We start from the raw sequence: 18,024 nt of genomic DNA, 5'->3' as shown, positions 1-18,024 counted from the left end.
TGTCGGCGGGTGGCTGACGGCACGTCAGACCGCTGTGAGTGGCCAGATGTTCGGCCGGACGTCCGCGAACTCACGCTCGATTGCGGACACCGGTGACCCGTCCGCCGACTCCCGCGTTGCCCCGGTATGACCCGTACGTATGCACCGGTCGCAGAATCGGTTCCGTCGGTCCCGGCCCCTTATCGGCCGGCCCCGCCGCCACCTCAGGACCCGCCCATCTACCGTGACCTGATGCGCGCCTGGGCCAACCGGGGCCGGACCTTGCCCGGGCGCCACGACCCGGAGTGGGTACGGCTCGCGGCGCCGCAGGTCAGGCCGGGTCAGTTCAGCGCGTCTCAGGACCCGCCAGGTGACGGGCGATGACCATCCGCTGAATCTGGTTGGTGCCCTCGACGATCTGGAGGACCTTGGCCTCGCGCATGTACCGCTCGGCCGGGAAGTCCGCGGTGTAGCCGTAGCCGCCGAGGACCTGGACGGCGTCGGTGGTGACCCTCATCGCGGTGTCGGTGCAGTGCAGCTTGGCCATGGCCGCCTGTTTGGCGAAGGGCCGTCCGGCGTCGCGCAGCCGCGCCGCCGCGAGGTACAGCGCCCGGCCCGCCTCGATCTGGGTCGCCATGTCGGCGAGCATGAAGCGCAGCCCCTGGAAGTCGGCGATCGGCCGCCCGAACTGCTGTCGCCCGGTCGCATAGCCGACCGCCTCGTCGAGGGCCGCCTGGGCCACCCCGATCGCGCAGGCCGCGATGCCGAGCCGCCCCGAGTCGAGCGCGGACAGGGCGATCGCGAAGCCCTGTCCCTCGTCGCCGATGCGCCGCGCGTCCGGCACGCGCACCCCGTCGAAGTGGACCTGGGCGGTGGGCGAGCCCTTCATGCCCATCTTCTTCTCGGGGGCCGCGGCACTCACGCCCTCCGCGTCGGCGGGCACCAGGAACGCGGTGATCCCGCGCGGTCCCTCCTCACCGGTGCGCGCCATGACCGTGTAGAAGTCGGCGACCCCGCCGTGGGTGATCCAGGCCTTGGTGCCGGTGATCACCCAGTGGTCGCCGTCCCGGATTGCTCTGGTGCGCAGCGAGGCCGCGTCCGAGCCGGACGAGGGCTCGGAGAGGCAGTACGCGCCGAGCAGTCCACCACCGAGCATCGCGGGCAGGTGCTCGACCTGCTGTTCCTTGGTGCCGTAGGTGGCGAGGGCGTAGGAGGCGAGGGTGTGCACGCTGACGCCGAGGCCGATGGTGAGGCGGGCCGCGGCGAGTTCTTCGAGGACCTGGAGGTAGACCTCGTACGGCTGGTCGGCGCCGCCGTGTTCGGAGTCGTAGGGCAGACCGAGCAGGCCGGTCCGGGAGAGCAGGGTGAAGACCTCGCGCGGGAAGTGCCCGGCGTCCTCCTCCTCGGCCGCCTGGGGGGCGATCTCACGCTGCGCGATGTCGCGAACGAGTGAGATCAGGTCCCGGGCCTCATCCGTGGGCAGTTGCCGGTCCACCGGCTGCGGGGCGCGGTCGGGCATGGCGACGCTCTCCTCCCTGTAGGGCGCTGGCGGGCGCACGCCGTGGGGTGGGGCGGCTCCGCAGGTCTCACTGGGCGCCGGTCGCTGCTCGCGTCTCCCGGGTCACGGAAGCTGCTGACCAGCGGCTGCGCCCTGTGAGTATGCCCGAAAGGAGACACCGGGTCACTGGTTAACGACCGCTTACTTCAAGATATACCGGCGCACCGACAACCGGCCTCGGAATCGACGCGGTATTGGTCCGAACCATTGACGAGGTGGTCTAGTCCTCCTACTGTTCCGGCAGCGCTTCACCGCGTTCATGCCAATCGGCTGGCGTTCCCCTCTCCCCCACGAGGAGACACCGATGCACGTTCCCCACCGCGCCCGCTTCCGGGCGCTGATCTCCGCCGCGTGTTGCGCGGTCCTCGGCGCGGGCCTGCTGGCCGGCGCGAGCAGCGCGACCGCGACCCGGGAGGCTCCCCAGGTGAAGGCGGCCGGCTCCAAGGTCGTCGGCTACTTCACCGAATGGGGCACCTACGACCGCAAGTACTACGTCAAGAACATCGAGACCTCCGGCTCGGCGGCGAAGCTGACCCACATCAACTACGCCTTCGGCAACGTCACCGGCGGCAAGTGCGCGATGGGCGACGCCTACGCGGCGACCGACCGGACCTACACGGCGGCCGAGTCCGTGGACGGGGTCGCGGACACCTGGGACCAGCCGCTGCGGGGCAACTTCAACCAGTTGCGCGAGCTGAAGAAGAAGCACCCCGGCCTGAAGGTCATCTGGTCCTTCGGCGGCTGGACCTGGTCGAGCGGCTTCGGTGAGGCCGCCCGCAACCCCGCCGCGTTCGCGCAGTCCTGCTACGACCTGGTGGAGAACTCCAAGTGGGCCGACGTCTTCGACGGCATCGACATCGACTGGGAGTACCCGAACGCCTGCGGCAACTCCTGCGACACCAGCGGCAGGGAGGCGTTCAAGAACCTGATGGCGGCGCTGCGTTCGAAGTTCGGGAGCGGTTCGCTGGTCACCGCGGCGATCACCGCGGACGCCACGGCCGGCGGCAAGATCGACGCGGCGAACTACGCGGGGGCGGCCCAGTACGTCGACTGGTACAACCCGATGACGTACGACTACTTCGGCGCCTGGGACGCGTCAGGACCGACGGCCCCGCACTCCCCGCTGAACTCCTACTCCGGTATCCCCAGGGCGGGTTACCACACCTCGGCCACCATCGCCAAGCTCAGGGGCCTCGGCATACCGGCCTCGAAGCTGCTGCTCGGCATCGGCTTCTACGGCCGCGGCTGGACCGGTGTGACCCAGTCGGCCCCCGGCGGCACCGCGACGGGCCCGGCGGCGGGCACCTACGAGCAGGGCATCGACGACTACAAGGTGCTCAGGACCAAGTGCCCGGCGACGGGGACGGTCGGCGGCACGGCGTACGCCAAGTGCGGCAACAACTGGTGGAGTTACGACACCCCCGCGACCATCGCGACGAAGATGTCGTACAAGAACCAGCAGGGCCTGGGCGGCACCTTCTTCTGGGAGCTGAGCGGCGACACCACGGGCGGAGAGTTGATCAGGGCGATCAACTGACCGGATCCGGGCAGGACTTGGGGCGGGGGACCACGAGCCTCCGCCCCAACCGGTCCGGCCGTCAGCCGTCGCGGCGAGCCGGTTCCGGGGCCGGGTGGGCGGGGTCCAGCTCCTCGATGGCGCGCATCGAGGCGCCGAGCGTCTTCACCAGGAGGTCGCGCATGGTGTCGCGGGAGAGCTGGGGCGGGCCGTCGATCCAGGCGAGGGTGGCGCCCTCGACACTGCACACCCAGGCGAGCAGGCCCATGCGGGCCAGCGGGGAGATGTCGGTACGGCCGTACGCCCCTTCGGCGATGGTCGCGACGATCGCCTCCCGCACCCCGTCCCGGATGGCGTGCACCTCGGCGTCGAAACCGACACCGCCGCTGACGACGGTGCGGTAGGCCGCCTGGTTGTGTTCGGCGTACCGCAGATAGCTGTCCAGGGTGCGGTGGACGCGGTCCACCTGCTCCATCTCCAGGCCGCTCGCCGCGTAGGTGACCAGGTCGGCGACCGAGTCCTGGATGATCGCCAGGTAGTAGCCCCGCTTGGACTGGAAGTAGTAGTAGATCAGCCCCTTGGCGACATGCGCCTGCTTGGCGATGTCGTCCATGGAGAGCGCGTCGTAGGAGGTGTCCGCGAACAACTTCCGCCCGATGGCGATGAGTTCGGCGCGGCGCGCAACCGAGCGCTCGGTGCCGCGAGCCCGCGGCCGGGCGGCTTCACGCTGATCACTGATATTCACATTTCGACCCTGGTCTCGGGCTGGCGGCGGGACATGCGCAGTATGTCAGGTCACCTGTGGATCAGGTCACAGCAGGCCGAGCTGCGTGACGAGCATCGCGATCACCGCGACGAGGGTCCATCCCGCGACGTGTTCGAGGATCTTCGGGCCGCCGTCCTCGGGGCCTCCGGTACGGGCGCGGGCGGCGGTGGCAGAGTGTGCGGTCATGGCGTCTCGCTGATTCTCGGGTACATGGGTCGGAATCCCCCCGCCGATCCGTCCACCTTGCCACTCTCGGTCGCTTTTGCGGCCGAGACCTTGGTCACAGCGAACCGCCCCCGGGCGGGTGCCGGGGGCGGTTCGAGGACGACTCAGCGCACGCCCACCGCCGCGAGCGCCTTGCGCTGGCGCGGGGTCGGGCGGGCGGGGAAGTACAGGTAGCAGACGCCTCCGGTGCCGGAGACGACCTTGCCACTGGCGTTGTACCGCTTGGTGCGCAGCCAGATGTTCTCCCACTCGCGCCGCTTGTACACGCGCCGCACCGCCTCGTCGCTCGGCGAGGCCGGGTCGTTGGCGATCACATCGCCCTCGGCGGTGAAGCCGATCACCGTCATGAGGTGGCCCGAGGTGCCGTAACCGGCCCCCGTGAGCTCCTCCTTGAGGAACGACTGGGACGTTATGGCCGGGATGCCGGCCGCGATCAGCGTCTCCAGGTCGGTGAGCGAGCCGAGCCGCGTCACCACTCCCTGGAGATCCTTGAAGGTGGCCGCGTAGGCCGCGTTGAACGGCCAGTTGCCGCAGCCCGCGTACTGGTAGTCGTAGGTGTACCGGGCCGCGTGGCAGACCTGCGGGTCGGCGTACGACGGGTCGACCCAGGCCAGTTGCTCCTTGGTGAGCCGGCCGCCCCAGTACTCGATGATCATCTGCGAGGAGGTGGGGCTGCACCAGGCCTCGCCGCCGTTGTCGTACTCCGGGTACTGGCCCTTGTGGATCTCCTGCGAGTAGCGCGGGACGATCAGCTCCCGGGCGAGGCCGGGTGCGGAGGCCGGGACGGTGAAGCGGTCCGGGACGTCCGAGCCCATCGCGCCGAGCCGCCAGACGGTCGGCGTGTTCTTCGCGCCGGGCTTGCGGTACAGGGTCAGCCGCAGCCGGTACGACGCCAGGCGCAGCCCGGTCGAGGGGTCGTCGATGGCGAAGGTGTCCGTCCAGATCGTGCTCTTGCCGTCGGTCTGGTCGTCGACCGAGGTCCGCTTGATGTCCCCGTCGCCCGCCGCCCAGCGGCCCATCACGTACCAGGGGGTGGCCGTGCCGTCGGAGTACGTCCCCTGCAGCTCGACCTGGATCCAGGTGCCCGCCGGGGTGTGCGCGTTCCAGGAGGCGATCACCTCGGTCGAGGGCACGGAGAGTGCGTGGACCGGTGAGGTCCAGGTCGCGTACTCCCAGGGGGCGGTGATCCCGGTGTGCGGGTCGGTGTACTCGGTGGCGCCCGCGGGGGCGCCGATCACGACACCGGGGCGGTGGCCGGCGACGGCACGGGCGCCGTTGGCGGTGCCGCTGCGCCAGTCGCTGTAGGTGGTCCAGGCGTGGTGGTCGACCGGGCGGGCGGTGGTCTCGTCGGGTTCCGCCACCGCCGTGTTGCCGGTGGCGTTCGCGGGGCCCGCGCCGCCTGCCACCGCGGCGGCGACCGCCACGGCCAGAACGGTTCTGCGGGACGGCTGTTCGGCTCTGCTCATGGGTGGGAAGACCCCCAGGTGTCCGAGTCGGGGCGGTTCCAATGCACGGTTGTGCGCCAACTATGGATGAGGCGGCATGCTCCTGCCAGCACTTCGGCCCATGCCACGCCCACGAATATTGGTCTCGTCCACTGGCATGACCTGGGAATCCGTGGTTCCGGGTTCCGTCGCCCGGCCGCGGCCGTCACTAGACTGGCCGCGCCCCGCCTGCCCGTCCGTCCGCCCGTCCATCCCCAGGAACGCCGTGCACGACCTCGCCTCCCGGCTTCGCCGACTTCCGCCGTCCTGCGGCCCGGTCCGTCTGATCGGCATCGACGGGCACGCGGGCTCCGGAAAGTCCACGTTCGCCCGGCAGTTGGCCGACGCTTTCGGCGGCGCGCCGGTGCTGCACCTCGACGACATCGCCAGCCACGACGAACTCTTCGACTGGACCGGCCGGCTGCTGAGCGAGGTGATCACCCCGCTCGGCCGGGGCGAGACCGCGCACTACGCCCCCTACGACTGGCACGCGCGCCGCTTCGGTCCGCCCCGCGCCCTGCCGCCCGCGCCGGTGATCCTCCTGGAGGGGGTCGGCGCGGGCCGGCGCGCGTTGCGGCCGTACCTGGCGCGGCTGCTGTGGATGGAGCTGCCCCGCGAGGAGTCCTGGGCACGCGGCCGCTCCCGGGACGGGGCGGACCTGCGGGAGTTCTGGGAGCAGTGGGTCGTGGCGGAACAACGGCATTTCGCCGAAGACCCCTCCCGCCCCTTCGCCGATCTCCTGGTACACCAGTGCCAGGAGGGATACGCGACCACCAAAGGGCCTGCGGAGACCGTTGGTCCGGACCGCGATGTCACTCAGGGTGACGGCCCGGCGGCAATGTGTTGAACCTGTGAAGACCCACCGGTAGGAACTTGCCTGAGTCGCCCAACTCCGCTTGACCGAGGGGCCGTACAGGTCTTACGTTCTCAATGTGCGGCCGTTCGAGGCCGCCCGCAGTCGCGAAGCCCCCGGTTGTTCCCCCGTGATCGGGGGCTTCGTTCTGCCCTCACACGGATTTCCGGACCCTGTGAGGCGCGATTCGCTCACCCTCGGTCACCACCCACGGTGCGCCCCATCTGCTCCCACCTCGCCAAACGGCCTGTGCGGCACCCTACGGCGGGCGACGCCACCGCAGGTACGATGCCCTCGGTGCGACCTACGGACGACTGCTCTGCGCACCGTTGCAACTCCGGTCCGCGGCACAGCGGTTGGACGAAGGCGGCCACCGGGCGTCGGCCCGGTGGTGAAACCACGGGGGCACGGTTTGTGGGGGACGTGATGGATTTCGGCACGCAGGGCCCCGAGGCCCCGGCCGACCTCGCCTGGCTGCGAGGTGTGGACGCCTACACGATGGGCGCCTACCCACAGGCGGAGGAGGAGTTCCGGGCCGCGGTGCGGATCGATCCCGGGATGGCCGACGGCTGGCTCGGGCTGCACGCGCTGCGCGTCGACACGACGACCGCGCTGCTCCGGATGTTCCGGCACCGCGAACGCTTCGGCGAACAGCGCGCGCGGCACCGGCGCACCCTCAACTCCTGGTACTGGCTGGGCTGGTGGGTGCAACCGGTCCTGGAGAGCCCGCGCGACCTGCTGCTCGCCCACGCCTCGCACTGGCTGGACGGGCGTCACGTCCCCGAGCTCGACCGGGCCCTGGCGGGGCTGCCTCCGGTGGACACCGACCACCAGGTCCGCTTCCTGCACGCGTGCCGCGCGTATCTCGTCAAGGACTGGGAACAGCTGGTCCGGCACACCGACCCGCTGATCGACGACGCCATGCTCGGCATCGAGGCGGGTCTGTTCGGCGGCATGGCCCGGGTCCGCCTGGAGATGTACGGCCAGGCCGAACCTCTGCTCTCGGCGGCCCTGATGCGCTGCCGCAGCGAGCAGCCCCAGCGCAAGGAGCTGCGGTACTGGCTGGCCCGGGCGCACGAGGGGACGGGCCGGTCCGCGGCCGCGCTCCCCCTCTACCGGGCCGTGCACCGCGTCGACCCCGCCTTCATGGACACCTCGGCCCGGCTCGCCGCGATCGCCGAGGGCGACGGGTACGACGACCCCGCCGACCTCGCGGCGATCACGCTCACCGGGTTCGGCCAGGACGTCCTGGAGGGGCCCGACGGGATCGACCCGCTCTTCGGCGCCGAGGGACGGGAGCTGAAGCTCTCCGATCCGGAGCCGCCGCCCACCGGTCCGCTGCCCTCGATGACCGACCCGGCCGGGCGCGACAGGTCCGGCGCGGGGGCGGTGCCGCTGCCCGCGGGGCCCACCGATCCGGTCTTACTGGAGGAGGCGCTCACCGAGCTTGAGCGCATGGTGGGGCTGGAACCCGTGAAGCGCCAGGTCAAGGCCCTGTCCGCCCAGCTGAACATGGCCCGGCTCCGCGCCGGGCAGGGCCTGCCGGTCCAGCCGCCCAAACGTCACTTCGTCTTCTCCGGGCCCTCCGGCACCGGCAAGACCACGGTGGCCCGCATCCTGGGCCGCGTCTTCTACGCCCTGGGACTGCTCGGCGGCGACCATCTCGTCGAGGCGCAGCGGGCCGATCTGGTCGGGGAGTACCTCGGGCAGACGGCGGTGAAGGCCAACGAGCTCATCGACTCGGCCCTCGGTGGCGTCCTCTTCGTCGACGAGGCGTACTCGCTCTCCAACTCCGGTTACGGCAAGGGCGACGCGTACGGCGACGAGGCGCTCCAGGTACTGCTGAAGCGGGCCGAGGACAACCGGGACCACCTGGTCGTGATCCTCGCGGGTTACCCGGAGGGCATGGACCGGCTGCTGGCCGCGAACCCCGGACTGTCGTCCCGCTTCACGACCCGCGTCGACTTTCCGTCCTACCGCCCCCTCGAACTCACCTCCATCGGCGAGGTGTTGGCGGCGGACAACGGCGACATCTGGGACGAGGAGGCGTTGGACGAGCTGCGCTCCATCGCCGGACACGTGGTGGACCAGGGCTGGATCGACGAACTGGGCAACGGACGGTTCCTGCGGACGCTGTACGAGAAGAGCTGCGCGTATCGGGATCTTCGGTTGTCCGTGTATCCCGGGATGCTGAGCCGGGACGACTTGTCGACACTTCGGCTGCCGGATCTGATGCAGGCGTACGGAGAGGTTCTGTCGGGTCGGGGACCGCAGGATCCGTCGGCGATGTAGTTCGTCGGCTGCGGGCCGGTGGGGCTTCTCGCGCGGTTCCCCGCGCCCCTGAAAACAAGTGGGTGCAGTCACCTACTCAGGGGCGCGGGGAACCCGCAGCCGAAGAACTACGACGCCAGCGCTTCCTCGCTGCTCCGCGGCTCCGTGACCCGGACCTCCGGAAGCTCCCGGTGCGCCGGATCCCGTACCTCACCGACCAGCAGCTCCAGCACGTCCTCCAGCGCGACCAGCCCGAGCACCTTGCCCGACCCGTCCGCCACCTGGGCCAGGTGCGTCGCCGCCCTGCGCATCACGGTGAGCGCGTCATCCAGCGGCAGATCGGATCGCAGCTTCGTCATCGGCCGCCAGATCTGCTGGGGCACCGCCCGCTGCGAGTCCTCCAGATCCAGTACGTCCTTCACGTGCAGATACCCCATGAACGCACCGTTCTCCGCGGCGATCGGGAAGCGGGAGTACCCGGTCCGGCCGGTGAGTTCGATGATCTGGCCCGGGGTCACCGACGGGCGCACCGTCACGAGGGACTCGCGCCTCAGCAGGACGTCCGTCACCGGGCGCGAGCCCAGTTCCAGCGCGTCCTCCAGGCGTTCCTGTTCCTCGGGGTCCAGGAGACCCGCCTGGCCGGAGTCCTCCACCAGCCGGTTCAGCTGTTCGCTGGTGAAGACCGCCTCGACCTCGTCCTTGGGCTCGACGTTGAAGAGCCGCAGGATGGCCCGGGCGCAGGCGCCGAGGGCGATGGTGATCGGCCTGCACAGGCGGGCGAAGTAGACCAGGCCGGGGCTGAGCCAGAGCGAGACCTTCTCGGGGGCGGCCATCGCGAGGTTCTTCGGGACCATCTCGCCGATGACGAGGTGGAAGAAGACGACCGCGGCCAGGGCGATGATGTAGCCCAGCGGATGGATCATGCCGTGCGGCAGGTGGACCCACTCGAAGACCGGCTCCAGCAGGTGCGCGACCGTCGGTTCGGCGACCGCGCCGAGCGTCAGCGAGCACACCGTGATGCCGAACTGGGCCGCCGCCATCATCTGGGGCAGCCGCTCGAGGCCGTACAGCACCTGGCGGGCCCGCGCCGTGCCGAGCGGTTCGATCTGGCTGCGGCGTACGGAGACCAGCGCGAACTCGGCGCCGACGAAGAAGCCGTTGGCGAGCACGAGCAGGGCTGCGAAGAGGAGTTGGAGCACGCTCATCGGGCGGCCTCCATGACGTTGACCGCGGGGACCGTCCGGACCAGGCGGACCCGCTCGGCGCGGTAGTGCCCGACCTGGCGGACGGTGAGCCGCCAGCCGGGCAGTTCGGCCCGGTCGCCGACGGCGGGGATACGGCCGAGCAGGTCGGCGACCAGCCCGGCGACGGTCTCGTACGGGCCCTCGGGCACGTCGAGGCCTATGCGCTGCAGGACGTCGACCCGGCAGCTGCCGTCGGCGTCCCAGGCGAGGCGGCCGTCCTCGGGCGGGGCGGCGGCGAGTTCGGGGACGTCCTGTCCGTCGTGCTCGTCGCGGACCTCGCCGACGATCTCCTCGACGATGTCCTCCAGGGTGACCACGCCGGCCGTGCCGCCGTACTCGTCGACGACGACGGCGATGGGCTGCTCGTTGCGCAGCTGGGCGAGGAGGGGCTGGACCGGCAGGGTCTCGGGGACCAGCAGCGCCGGGCGCGCGATGCGGGAGACCGGGGTGCGCAGGCGGTCCTGCACCGGGACCGCCAGGGCGTCCTTGAGGTGGGCCATGCCGACGATCTCGTCGATCTTCTCCCGGTAGACCGGGAAGCGGGACAGGCCGGTGGCGCGGGTGAGGTTGACGACGTCCTCGGCGGTGGCGGAGGCCTGGAGCGAGCTGACCTTCACACGCGGGGTCATGACGTGCTGCGCGGTGAGCTCGGCGAGGGACAGGGTGCGGACGAAGAGGTCCGCGGTGTCCTGTTCCAGGGCGCCGGCCTGCGCCGAGTGGCGGGCCAGGGAGACCAGCTCGCCCGGGGTGCGGGCGGAGGCCAGTTCCTCGGCCGGCTCGATGCCGAGCGCGCGGACGAGGCGGTTGGCCACTGAGTTCAGGGCGGCGATCACCGGCCGGAACAGCCGGGCGAAGACGTGCTGCGGGCCCGCGACGAAGCGCGCGACCTGCATCGGCTTGGAGATCGCCCAGTTCTTGGGTACGAGTTCGCCGATCACCATCTGCACGGCCGAGGCCAGCAGCATGCCGACGACGACGGCCACGCCGGAGACCGCGCCCTCGGGGACGCCGACGGCCGTGAACGGGCCGTGCAGCAGTTCCGCCAGGGCCGGTTCGGCGAGCATGCCGACGACCAGGGAGGTGATGGTGATGCCGAGCTGGGTGCCGGAGAGCTGGAACGACAGCTCCTTGAGCGACTCGGCGACCCTGCGGGCACGACGGTCGCCTTCGGCCGCGGCCTTCTCGGCGTCCGTGGCCTCGACGGTGACAAGGCCGAACTCGGCCGCCACGAAGAAGCCGTTGGCCAGGATCAGCAGGAAAGCCGCTCCCAGGAGCAGCAGGGGGATGGTCATGCCGCCGCCTCGATATGTGGGGAGGGGGCGGCGCAGGTACTACAGGACGATCCGTCCATCGCTGGAGGGAGTCACTCCTCGGGTAGCAGGAACAACGAGAGGCGGAGGCGCAAGGAAAACGCCTCCGCCAACAGATTAATCAAGACATGGCCGACTGCGGCAGGGTGGCAGCACCTGAGTCAGCCCTGATCTTCGTCGGAGCGGGCTGTGGAGTGCGCCTCGGCGAGCGCCCGCAGGGCCTTCGCGTCGGCGATGGCCTGGTGTTTCGCGATGCCCGGCTGGATGCCGAGGGCGGGCAGGCTGGTGCCGTCGCTGAGATTGAGGAACACCCACGGGTCGCCCGGGCGGAGGTTCACCTGGATGATCTCGGCCCATTCCAGATGCCGCCGGCCGGCGATGTTCTGGACGGTGACACCGGACTCGTCGGCGACGACCTTCACCCGCGCCAGGAGGAACAGCACACCGGCGAGCAGGGCCGCCGTGACGATGAAGCTCAGGCGCTCGCCGGGGCCCAGCTGCTCCAGCAGGAGCGCGATCACCGTGATCGTCACGAAGATCGCGACACCCGCGGTGATCAGCACGGCACGGGTGCGGCCGGGCCGGAAGGTGACGGGGAGGGTGGGCAGTTCGGAGGACATCTGCGGCGCGCCCCTCAGAGACGGCAGGCGTGGATGGCCGTGGTCAGGATGGCCCGCGCGCCGATGTCGTACAGGTCGTCCATGATCCGCTGCGCTTCCTTGGCGGGGACCATGGCACGGACGGCGACCCAGCCCTCGTTGTGCAGCGGGGACACGGTCGGGGACTCCAGGCCGGGCGTGAGCGCGACGGCCTTCTCGAGCTGCTCGACCCGGCAGTCGTAGTCCATCATCACGTACGTCCGGGCCACCAGGACGCCCTGGAGGCGGCGCAGGAACTGCTGGACCTTCGACTCCGAAGCCTCCTCGCCGTCGGCGCCGGTGCGGCGGATGACGATCGCCTCGGACTTCATGATCGGCTCGCCGAAGACCTCCAGGCCCGCGTTGCGCAGGCTGGTGCCGGTCTCGACGACGTCCGCGATGACCTCGGCGACCCCGAGCTCGATGGCGGTCTCGACCGCGCCGTCGAGGTGGACGACCGAGGCGTCGATGCCGTTGTCGGCGAGGTGCCCCGCGACGATCCCTTCGTACGAGGTGGCGACCGTCTTGCCCTTCAGGTCCTCGACGCCGTTGGCCGTGCCCGGCTTGGAGGCGAAGCGGAAGGTGGAGCGGGCGAAGCCGAGGGGCAGGATCTCCTCGGCGTCGGCGCCGGAGTCGATCAGCAGGTCGCGGCCGGTGATGCCGATGTCGAGCTGCCCGGAGGAGACGTAGATCGCGATGTCGCGGGGGCGGAGGTAGAAGAACTCGACGTCGTTGACCGGGTCGACGATCCGCAGTTCCTTGGACTCGCGGCGCTGCTGGTAGCCGGCCTCATGCAGCATGTCCGCCGCAGGGCCTGACAGGGAACCCTTGTTGGGGACGGCGATGCGCAGCATGAGGTCGGCTTCCTTTGCTCTCAGGGGTGGTTTCGGCGCGTGGCTTACAGGTGGGCGTAGACGTCGTCGAGGGAGATCCCGCGCGCGACCATCATCACCTGGACGTGGTAGAGCAGCTGCGAGATCTCCTCGGCGGCCGCCTCCTTACCCTCGTACTCGGCGGCCATCCAGACCTCGGCGGCCTCTTCGACGACCTTCTTGCCGATGGCATGGACGCCCTTGCCGACCAGCTCTGCGGTGCGGGAAGTGGCGGGGTCGCCGTTGGCGGCCTTGTGCTGGAGCTCGGTGAAGAGCTCCTCGAACGTCTTATTGGACATGGTGGCGCCCACTTTACGCGTAAGCCCGGACCACCTAGTGCCACGGTTCAGATACTGAGCGGAGGGTGGCCGCCGTGGCCACCGCCGCCGTCACCGCCTCGTGCCCCTTGTCCTCGTTGGAGCCCTCGATGCCCGCGCGGTCCAGCGCCTGTTCCTCGGTGTCGCAGGTCAGCACGCCCATGCCGACGGGGACGCCGGTCTCCACGGAGACCTGGGTGAGGCCCTGGGTGACGCCCTGGCACACGTACTCGAAGTGCGGGGTGCCGCCGCGGATGACGACGCCGAGGGCGACGATCGCGTCGTAGCCGCGGCCCGCGAGGACCTTGGCGACGACCGGGAGCTCCCAGCTGCCGGGGACCCGGAGCAGGGTCGGCTCGTCGATGCCCAGGTCGCGCAGGGCGCGCAGGGCGCCGTCGACCAGTCCGTCCATCACCTTCTCGTGCCACTGTGCCGCGATGACGGCGACCCGCAGGTCACCCACGTTGCGTACGGACAGCTCCGGTGCACCCTTGCCGCTCACGTTCTCGAACTCTCCTCGAAGTGCTTACTGGTTGCTGCAGGTGGACACGGGGCTCGTGTCCAGCCAGGGCAGGTCGTGGCCCATCCGGTCCCGCTTGGTGCGCAGGTAGCGGAGGTTGTGCTCACCCGCCTGTACGGGCATCGGCTCCCGGCCGGTGACCTTGAGGCCGTGGCGCAGGAGGGCGTCGGACTTGTCGGGGTTGTTGGTCATCAGGCGCAGGCTGCGCACGCCCAGGTCCTCCAGGATCTGCGCGCCGGCGCCGTAGTCACGGGCGTCGGCGGGCAGGCCGAGCTCCAGGTTGGCGTCGAGGGTGTCGTGGCCCTGTTCCTGGAGTTCGTACGCCCGCAGCTTGGAGAGCAGGCCGATGCCGCGCCCCTCGTGGCCGCGCAGGTAGACCACCACTCCCCTGCCCTCGGCCTGGATGCGCTCCAGGGAGGCGTCCAGCTGGGGGCCGCAGTCGCAGCGCAGGGAGCCGAAGATGTCGCCGGTCAGGCACTCGGAGTGGACGCGGACCAGGACGTCCTCGCCGTCGCCGATCTCGCCGTGGACGAGGGCGACATGCTCGACGCCGTCGACGGTGGAGCGGTAGCCGTACGCCCTGAACGTGCCGTGGGCGGTGGGCAGCCGGGTCTCGGCCTCGCGGCGGACCGTGGGCTCGCTGGTGCGGCGGTAGGCGATCAGATCCTCGATGGAGATGATCGTCAGGCCGTGCTTGCGGGCGAAGGGGATCAGCTCGGGCAGCCGCAGCATCCGGCCGTCCTCGCCCGCGATCTCGACGATCGCGCCGGCCGGGCGCAGTCCCGCGAGCCGGGCGAGGTCGACGGCGGCCTCGGTGTGACCGTTGCGGGTGAGGACGCCTCCGTCCTTGGCGCGCAGCGGGAAGATGTGGCCGGGGCGGACGAAGTCGGTGGGCTCGGCGTCGCCGCCCGCGAGGAGCCGAAGTGTGGTCGCGCGGTCGGATGCCGAGATCCCGGTGGTCACACCGTGGGCGCCGGACGCGTCCACGGAGACGGTGAACGCGGTTTTCATCGACTCGGTGTTGTCGTCGACCATCTGAGGCAGCTTCAGCCGGTCCAGTTCGTCGCCCTCCATGGGGGCGCAGATCAGGCCGCGGCACTCGCTCATCATGAAGGCGACGATCTCGGGAGTGACCTTCTCGGCGGCGACGACCAGGTCGCCCTCGTTCTCGCGGTCCTCGTCGTCGACGACCACGATGGGGCGGCCGGCCGCGATGTCGGCGATGGCCTGCTCGACCGGGTCCAGCGCGAAGTCCTCGAACCCGTCGGTGCTGTACAGAACGGGTGGGATCGAAGGGGTGACGCGAAGCGCCTCGGTTGGGGTGGTGGCGGGTGACGGGCGGGCGGTCATGCCGGCGCTCCTTCCATGACGGGCCGCGCGGACTCACGCGAGCGCAGCCACCAGTCGCGCATGCCCCACAGGACGAGCGCGCCGTAGATGACGTAGACGAAGCCGGAGAAGGCGTAGCCGTTGGCGAAGTTCAGCGGGACGCCGACGAGGTCGACGAGGAGCCAGGCGAACCAGAACTCGACCATGCCGCGGGCCTGGGCGTACATGGCGACGACGGTGCCGACGAAGATGTAGGCGTCCGGCCAGGGGTCCCAGGACAGGGTCGGGTAGGCCTTGAAGAGGAGGGCGACCGCGACGGTGCCGGCGGCGGCCGCGCCGGTCATCACCGCGCGCTCGGTCCAGGTGGCGAACCGCGGGGCGATGTGACCGTCCCCGGACTGGCCCTTGTTGCGGTTCCACTGCCACCAGCCGTACAGGGCGACGACCATGACGACGGCCTGCTTGCCGGCGCTGCCGGTGAGGTGCCCGAAGAAGGCGCCGAAGAGGATGAGGCCGGAGGCGAACTGCACCGGCCAGCTCCACAGGTTGCGCCGCCAGCCGAGGGCGAGGGCGACGAGGCCGAGGATGTTGCCGATCATGTCCGACCAGAGGATGTGCTGGCCGAACAGGGTGAAGGCCTCGGTGTTGAGGGAGTTCACTTCCCTGCCCCCTGACTGCTCGCGAGCAGGCGCTCGACGTATTTGGCGACGACGTCCACCTCGAGGTTGACCGGGGCGCCGGGCTGCTTGAGGCCGAGCGTGGTCAGGGCGAGGGTGGTGGGGATCAGGCTGACGGTGAAGTAGTCGGGGCCGGCGTCCACGACGGTGAGGCTGATGCCGTCGACCGTGATGGAGCCCTTCTCCACGACATAGCGCGCCAGGTCCGCCGGGAGCGAGATCTTGATGATCTCCCAGTTCTCGGAGGGCTTGCGCTCCAGGACCTCGCCGGTGCCGTCCACGTGTCCCTGCACGATGTGCCCGCCGAGGCGGGCGCCCACGGCGGTGGGGCGCTCCAGGTTGACGCGGGAGCCCACACCCAGGGCGCCGAGGCTGGAGCGGTCGAGGGTTTCGGCCATGACGTCGGCGGTGAACTCGTCGCCCTCGTGGTCGACGACGGTGAGGCAGACGCCGTTGACGGCGATGGAGTCTCCGTGTTTCGCGCCCTCGGTGACGACGTGGCCGCGCAGTCGGAAGCGACAGGCGTCGCCGAGGTTCTCGACGGCGGTGATCTCGCCCAGCTCTTCGACGATTCCGGTGAACACTTCCCGGGTCCTCCCTGCCTCATGTGGCACGGACTCCGGGGCTGTCGATGACGACAGAATGGACGAGCGGGAACACCGGGGGCGACGCCGGACGCACTCGTCCCTCAGGACGAGCGGATACGACGGCGCGCACGAATGCCCGCCCGCGCGCACTGCCTCCCATCCGGACTTTAACCGTCGGTCCAGGAATTTCACCTGGTCAACCGGCCGCTGGAAGCGGTCGGGTCGCGGACTGTAACCGCCGGTTCGGACTTTCACCGACCCCGGAGTGCGCTGCTTCTGGTACAGAGCCAGTCTGCCACGCCTGATCGACGTCCATACAGGCGAAGGGTGTGGGGTGGCTCACAGGCGGTACCGATGGACTTGTGCGACAGCCCGGATTCCCAAGGAGCGGTTGGCGCAGATCCATTGACGTAATGGTCTAGTCCTTTTTAGGGTCGCCATGCGTGGACACCCGTAGAGACGGGCCCGGCGGCGGTGACGACGGCCCTTGCCCGCCGCCGGGTCTCCCTCGCTCGCGAGGGCGGGCATCTCGCGCCCGAAAAGGCAGCACGGAAAAGGAAGTTCGAGGGCTATCCGCGAGCCGGCGGGAGCTGGTCGCGCCCACGCGGCGCAGTCGCGTGACCCGGCAGCACCGCGCGCCCTTGAAGGGGCCCGAACAACTCGTCCTGAGCCCTCTCCCTGGCCGTGAGCAGGGCTCCTCGCAGGACGGCTCCTCCCCCCAGCGCGCTCGCCCGCACCTCCGTGGGCAGCGGTGACATACGGCGGACCCGTCGCTCCACTCTCGCCGCGAGGTCCGCCCCGCCCGCCCGGCCCACCTCGCCGGCCAGGACCAGGCAGCCCGGGTCGAGGATGGCGACGACCGAGGCGACTCCCACGGCGAGGCGGTCGGCGAGGGCGTCGAGGAACTCCGTCGCGGCGCCCGCCACCGCCTCCCGGACCACGCTCGCGGCCAGCGGCTCGTACCCCTCCGCGGCGACCGTCAGCCCGTGCCGCTGCGCCAGTTCCACGATCGCCGCCGACCCCGCCAGGGAGTGGAAACCCCCCTCGCAGTCCACGGCCGACGGCAGTCCCGCGGTGCCCGGCACCGGCAGGAAACCGATCTCCCCCGTGCCGCCCGACGCGCCCCGGCGCAGGGTGCCCTCCAGGACGACGGCGGCGCCCGTGCCATGGCCGAGCCACAGCAGGACGAAGGTGTCCCGGTCCCGGGCGACCCCCTCGCGCTGTTCCGCCAGCGCCGCGAGGTTGGTCTCGTTCTCGACATGGATGCGGGTCTCGGGGAGCCGCTCCTGCAGCGCCAGCATCAGTCGCCGGTGCCATGCGGGCAGGCCGCCGGAGTCGCGGAGTTCGCCCGTGGCCGGGTCGATCAGGCCGGGGGCGCCGATGCCGACGGTGTGGAGCTCCGGCACCCCCGCCTCCTTCGCCGCCCGCTCGACCAGCGCGACGGCCTGCTCGACCGCGGGCCCGGTCCCGGTGTCCCCGCCGATGGGCACCGACGCCTCGGCCAGCACCCGCCCCAGCAGGTCGGAGACGACGACGGAGACGCCCTCGGTGCGGACGTCGAGGGCCGCGAGGTGGGCCCGGTCGGCGACGATGCCGTACAGCCTGGCGTTCGGGCCGCGGCGCTGCTCCCCCGACTCCCCGACCACGTCGATCAGTCCGGCTGCGGCGAGGCGCTCGACGAGGTCGGCGACGGACGGCCGGGACAGTCCGGTGAGCTGCTTCAACTGCCCTGCCGTCAGCGGGCCTTCCTGCTGGAGCAGTCGCAGGGCGAGCCGGTCGTTGATGGCCCGGGCGGTGCTCGGGGATGCGGGCATGCCGGGAATCCTCTCAGATCCGCAGTGCGGGATATGCGCTATCTATCAGGCAGGGTTCCTGATA

Annotated in this window: 17 protein-coding genes and 1 riboswitch; of the genes, 3 read left to right on the top strand and 14 right to left on the bottom strand. The window is 70.6% G+C overall.

Going from position 1 to position 18,024, the window contains the following annotated elements:
- Positions 1–325 precede the first annotated feature (325 nt).
- Entirely contained in the window at positions 326–1,498 is a 1,173-nt protein-coding gene (locus ABZT02_RS33665) for an acyl-CoA dehydrogenase (RefSeq protein ID WP_356024370.1), read from the bottom strand.
- 343 nt (positions 1,499–1,841) lie between these two features.
- On the opposite strand from ABZT02_RS33665, the gene ABZT02_RS33660 reads away from it, so the two are divergent.
- Positions 1,842–3,074 (top strand): glycoside hydrolase family 18 protein, encoded by a 1,233-nt coding sequence (locus ABZT02_RS33660; protein ID WP_356024368.1) that lies wholly within the window; start codon positions 1,842–1,844, stop codon positions 3,072–3,074.
- A gap of 61 nt (positions 3,075–3,135) precedes the next feature.
- Here the strand turns inward: ABZT02_RS33660 and ABZT02_RS33655 are convergent, their stop codons facing one another.
- The 3 genes from ABZT02_RS33655 to ABZT02_RS33645 all read right to left on the bottom strand — a co-directional run bounded on the left by ABZT02_RS33655 (position 3,136) and on the right by ABZT02_RS33645 (position 5,510).
- Positions 3,136–3,798: a TetR/AcrR family transcriptional regulator gene (locus ABZT02_RS33655; protein ID WP_356024366.1), complete on the bottom strand. Its 663-nt coding sequence runs from the start codon at positions 3,796–3,798 to the stop codon at positions 3,136–3,138.
- A gap of 66 nt (positions 3,799–3,864) precedes the next feature.
- Complete coding sequence (locus ABZT02_RS33650; RefSeq protein WP_356024364.1) at positions 3,865–4,005, bottom strand: SCO1431 family membrane protein; 141 nt, start codon at positions 4,003–4,005, stop codon at positions 3,865–3,867.
- 143 nt (positions 4,006–4,148) lie between these two features.
- Complete coding sequence (locus tag ABZT02_RS33645) at positions 4,149–5,510, bottom strand: peptidase C39 family protein (RefSeq protein WP_356024362.1); 1,362 nt, start codon at positions 5,508–5,510, stop codon at positions 4,149–4,151.
- 244 nt (positions 5,511–5,754) lie between these two features.
- Here ABZT02_RS33645 and ABZT02_RS33640 point away from each other — a divergent pair, with 244 nt between their 5' ends.
- Complete coding sequence (locus ABZT02_RS33640) at positions 5,755–6,375, top strand: hypothetical protein (RefSeq protein ID WP_356024360.1); 621 nt, start codon at positions 5,755–5,757, stop codon at positions 6,373–6,375.
- A gap of 432 nt (positions 6,376–6,807) precedes the next feature.
- Positions 6,808–8,673, top strand: a complete 1,866-nt coding sequence (locus ABZT02_RS33635; protein ID WP_356024357.1) for an AAA family ATPase — start codon at positions 6,808–6,810, stop codon at positions 8,671–8,673.
- Between the two features lie 107 nt (positions 8,674–8,780).
- On the opposite strand, the gene ABZT02_RS33630 is transcribed toward ABZT02_RS33635, so the two are convergent.
- From ABZT02_RS33630 to ABZT02_RS33585, 10 genes are all read right to left on the bottom strand, one after another.
- Positions 8,781–9,857: a hemolysin family protein gene (locus tag ABZT02_RS33630; RefSeq protein ID WP_356024354.1), complete on the bottom strand. Its 1,077-nt coding sequence runs from the start codon at positions 9,855–9,857 to the stop codon at positions 8,781–8,783.
- Entirely contained in the window at positions 9,854–11,188 is a 1,335-nt protein-coding gene (locus ABZT02_RS33625) for a hemolysin family protein (RefSeq protein WP_356024352.1), read from the bottom strand. The genes ABZT02_RS33630 and ABZT02_RS33625 overlap by 4 nt, the downstream gene beginning before the upstream one ends.
- A 179-nt stretch (positions 11,189–11,367) precedes the next feature.
- A complete protein-coding gene (locus ABZT02_RS33620; protein WP_356024349.1) occupies positions 11,368–11,826 on the bottom strand; it encodes a PH domain-containing protein in 459 nt (152 codons plus the stop codon).
- Between the two features lie 14 nt (positions 11,827–11,840).
- The gene (hisG, locus tag ABZT02_RS33615; protein WP_356024347.1) at positions 11,841–12,698 is read right to left on the bottom strand and encodes an ATP phosphoribosyltransferase; all 858 of its coding nucleotides are present in this window, start codon (positions 12,696–12,698) and stop codon (positions 11,841–11,843) included.
- A gap of 44 nt (positions 12,699–12,742) precedes the next feature.
- Entirely contained in the window at positions 12,743–13,015 is a 273-nt protein-coding gene (locus ABZT02_RS33610) for a phosphoribosyl-ATP diphosphatase (protein ID WP_020117406.1), read from the bottom strand.
- A gap of 34 nt (positions 13,016–13,049) precedes the next feature.
- The gene (gene ribH / locus ABZT02_RS33605; protein WP_356024345.1) at positions 13,050–13,535 is read right to left on the bottom strand and encodes a 6,7-dimethyl-8-ribityllumazine synthase; all 486 of its coding nucleotides are present in this window, start codon (positions 13,533–13,535) and stop codon (positions 13,050–13,052) included.
- Between the two features lie 24 nt (positions 13,536–13,559).
- Positions 13,560–14,903 (bottom strand): bifunctional 3,4-dihydroxy-2-butanone-4-phosphate synthase/GTP cyclohydrolase II, encoded by a 1,344-nt coding sequence (locus ABZT02_RS33600; protein ID WP_356024343.1) that lies wholly within the window; start codon positions 14,901–14,903, stop codon positions 13,560–13,562.
- Positions 14,900–15,541, bottom strand: a complete 642-nt coding sequence (locus tag ABZT02_RS33595; RefSeq protein WP_356024341.1) for a nicotinamide mononucleotide transporter family protein — start codon at positions 15,539–15,541, stop codon at positions 14,900–14,902. Before ABZT02_RS33595 ends, ABZT02_RS33600 begins: the two co-directional genes overlap by 4 nt.
- A complete protein-coding gene (locus ABZT02_RS33590) occupies positions 15,538–16,143 on the bottom strand; it encodes a riboflavin synthase (RefSeq protein WP_356024338.1) in 606 nt (201 codons plus the stop codon). The genes ABZT02_RS33595 and ABZT02_RS33590 overlap by 4 nt, the downstream gene beginning before the upstream one ends.
- 145 nt (positions 16,144–16,288) lie before the next feature.
- A riboswitch (FMN riboswitch) is annotated at positions 16,289–16,419 on the bottom strand.
- Positions 16,420–16,715: 296 nt separating this feature from the next.
- Entirely contained in the window at positions 16,716–17,960 is a 1,245-nt protein-coding gene (locus ABZT02_RS33585; protein WP_356024336.1) for an ROK family transcriptional regulator, read from the bottom strand.
- Between the last annotated feature and the right edge of the window lie 64 nt (positions 17,961–18,024).

Source organism: Streptomyces sp. NPDC005402 (assembly GCF_040606575.1).
In the GTDB taxonomy this organism is placed as follows: domain Bacteria; phylum Actinomycetota; class Actinomycetes; order Streptomycetales; family Streptomycetaceae; genus Streptomyces.
The sequence above is the reverse complement of the archived record's forward strand: the minus strand, read 5'-3'. Positions and strand labels throughout refer to the sequence as shown.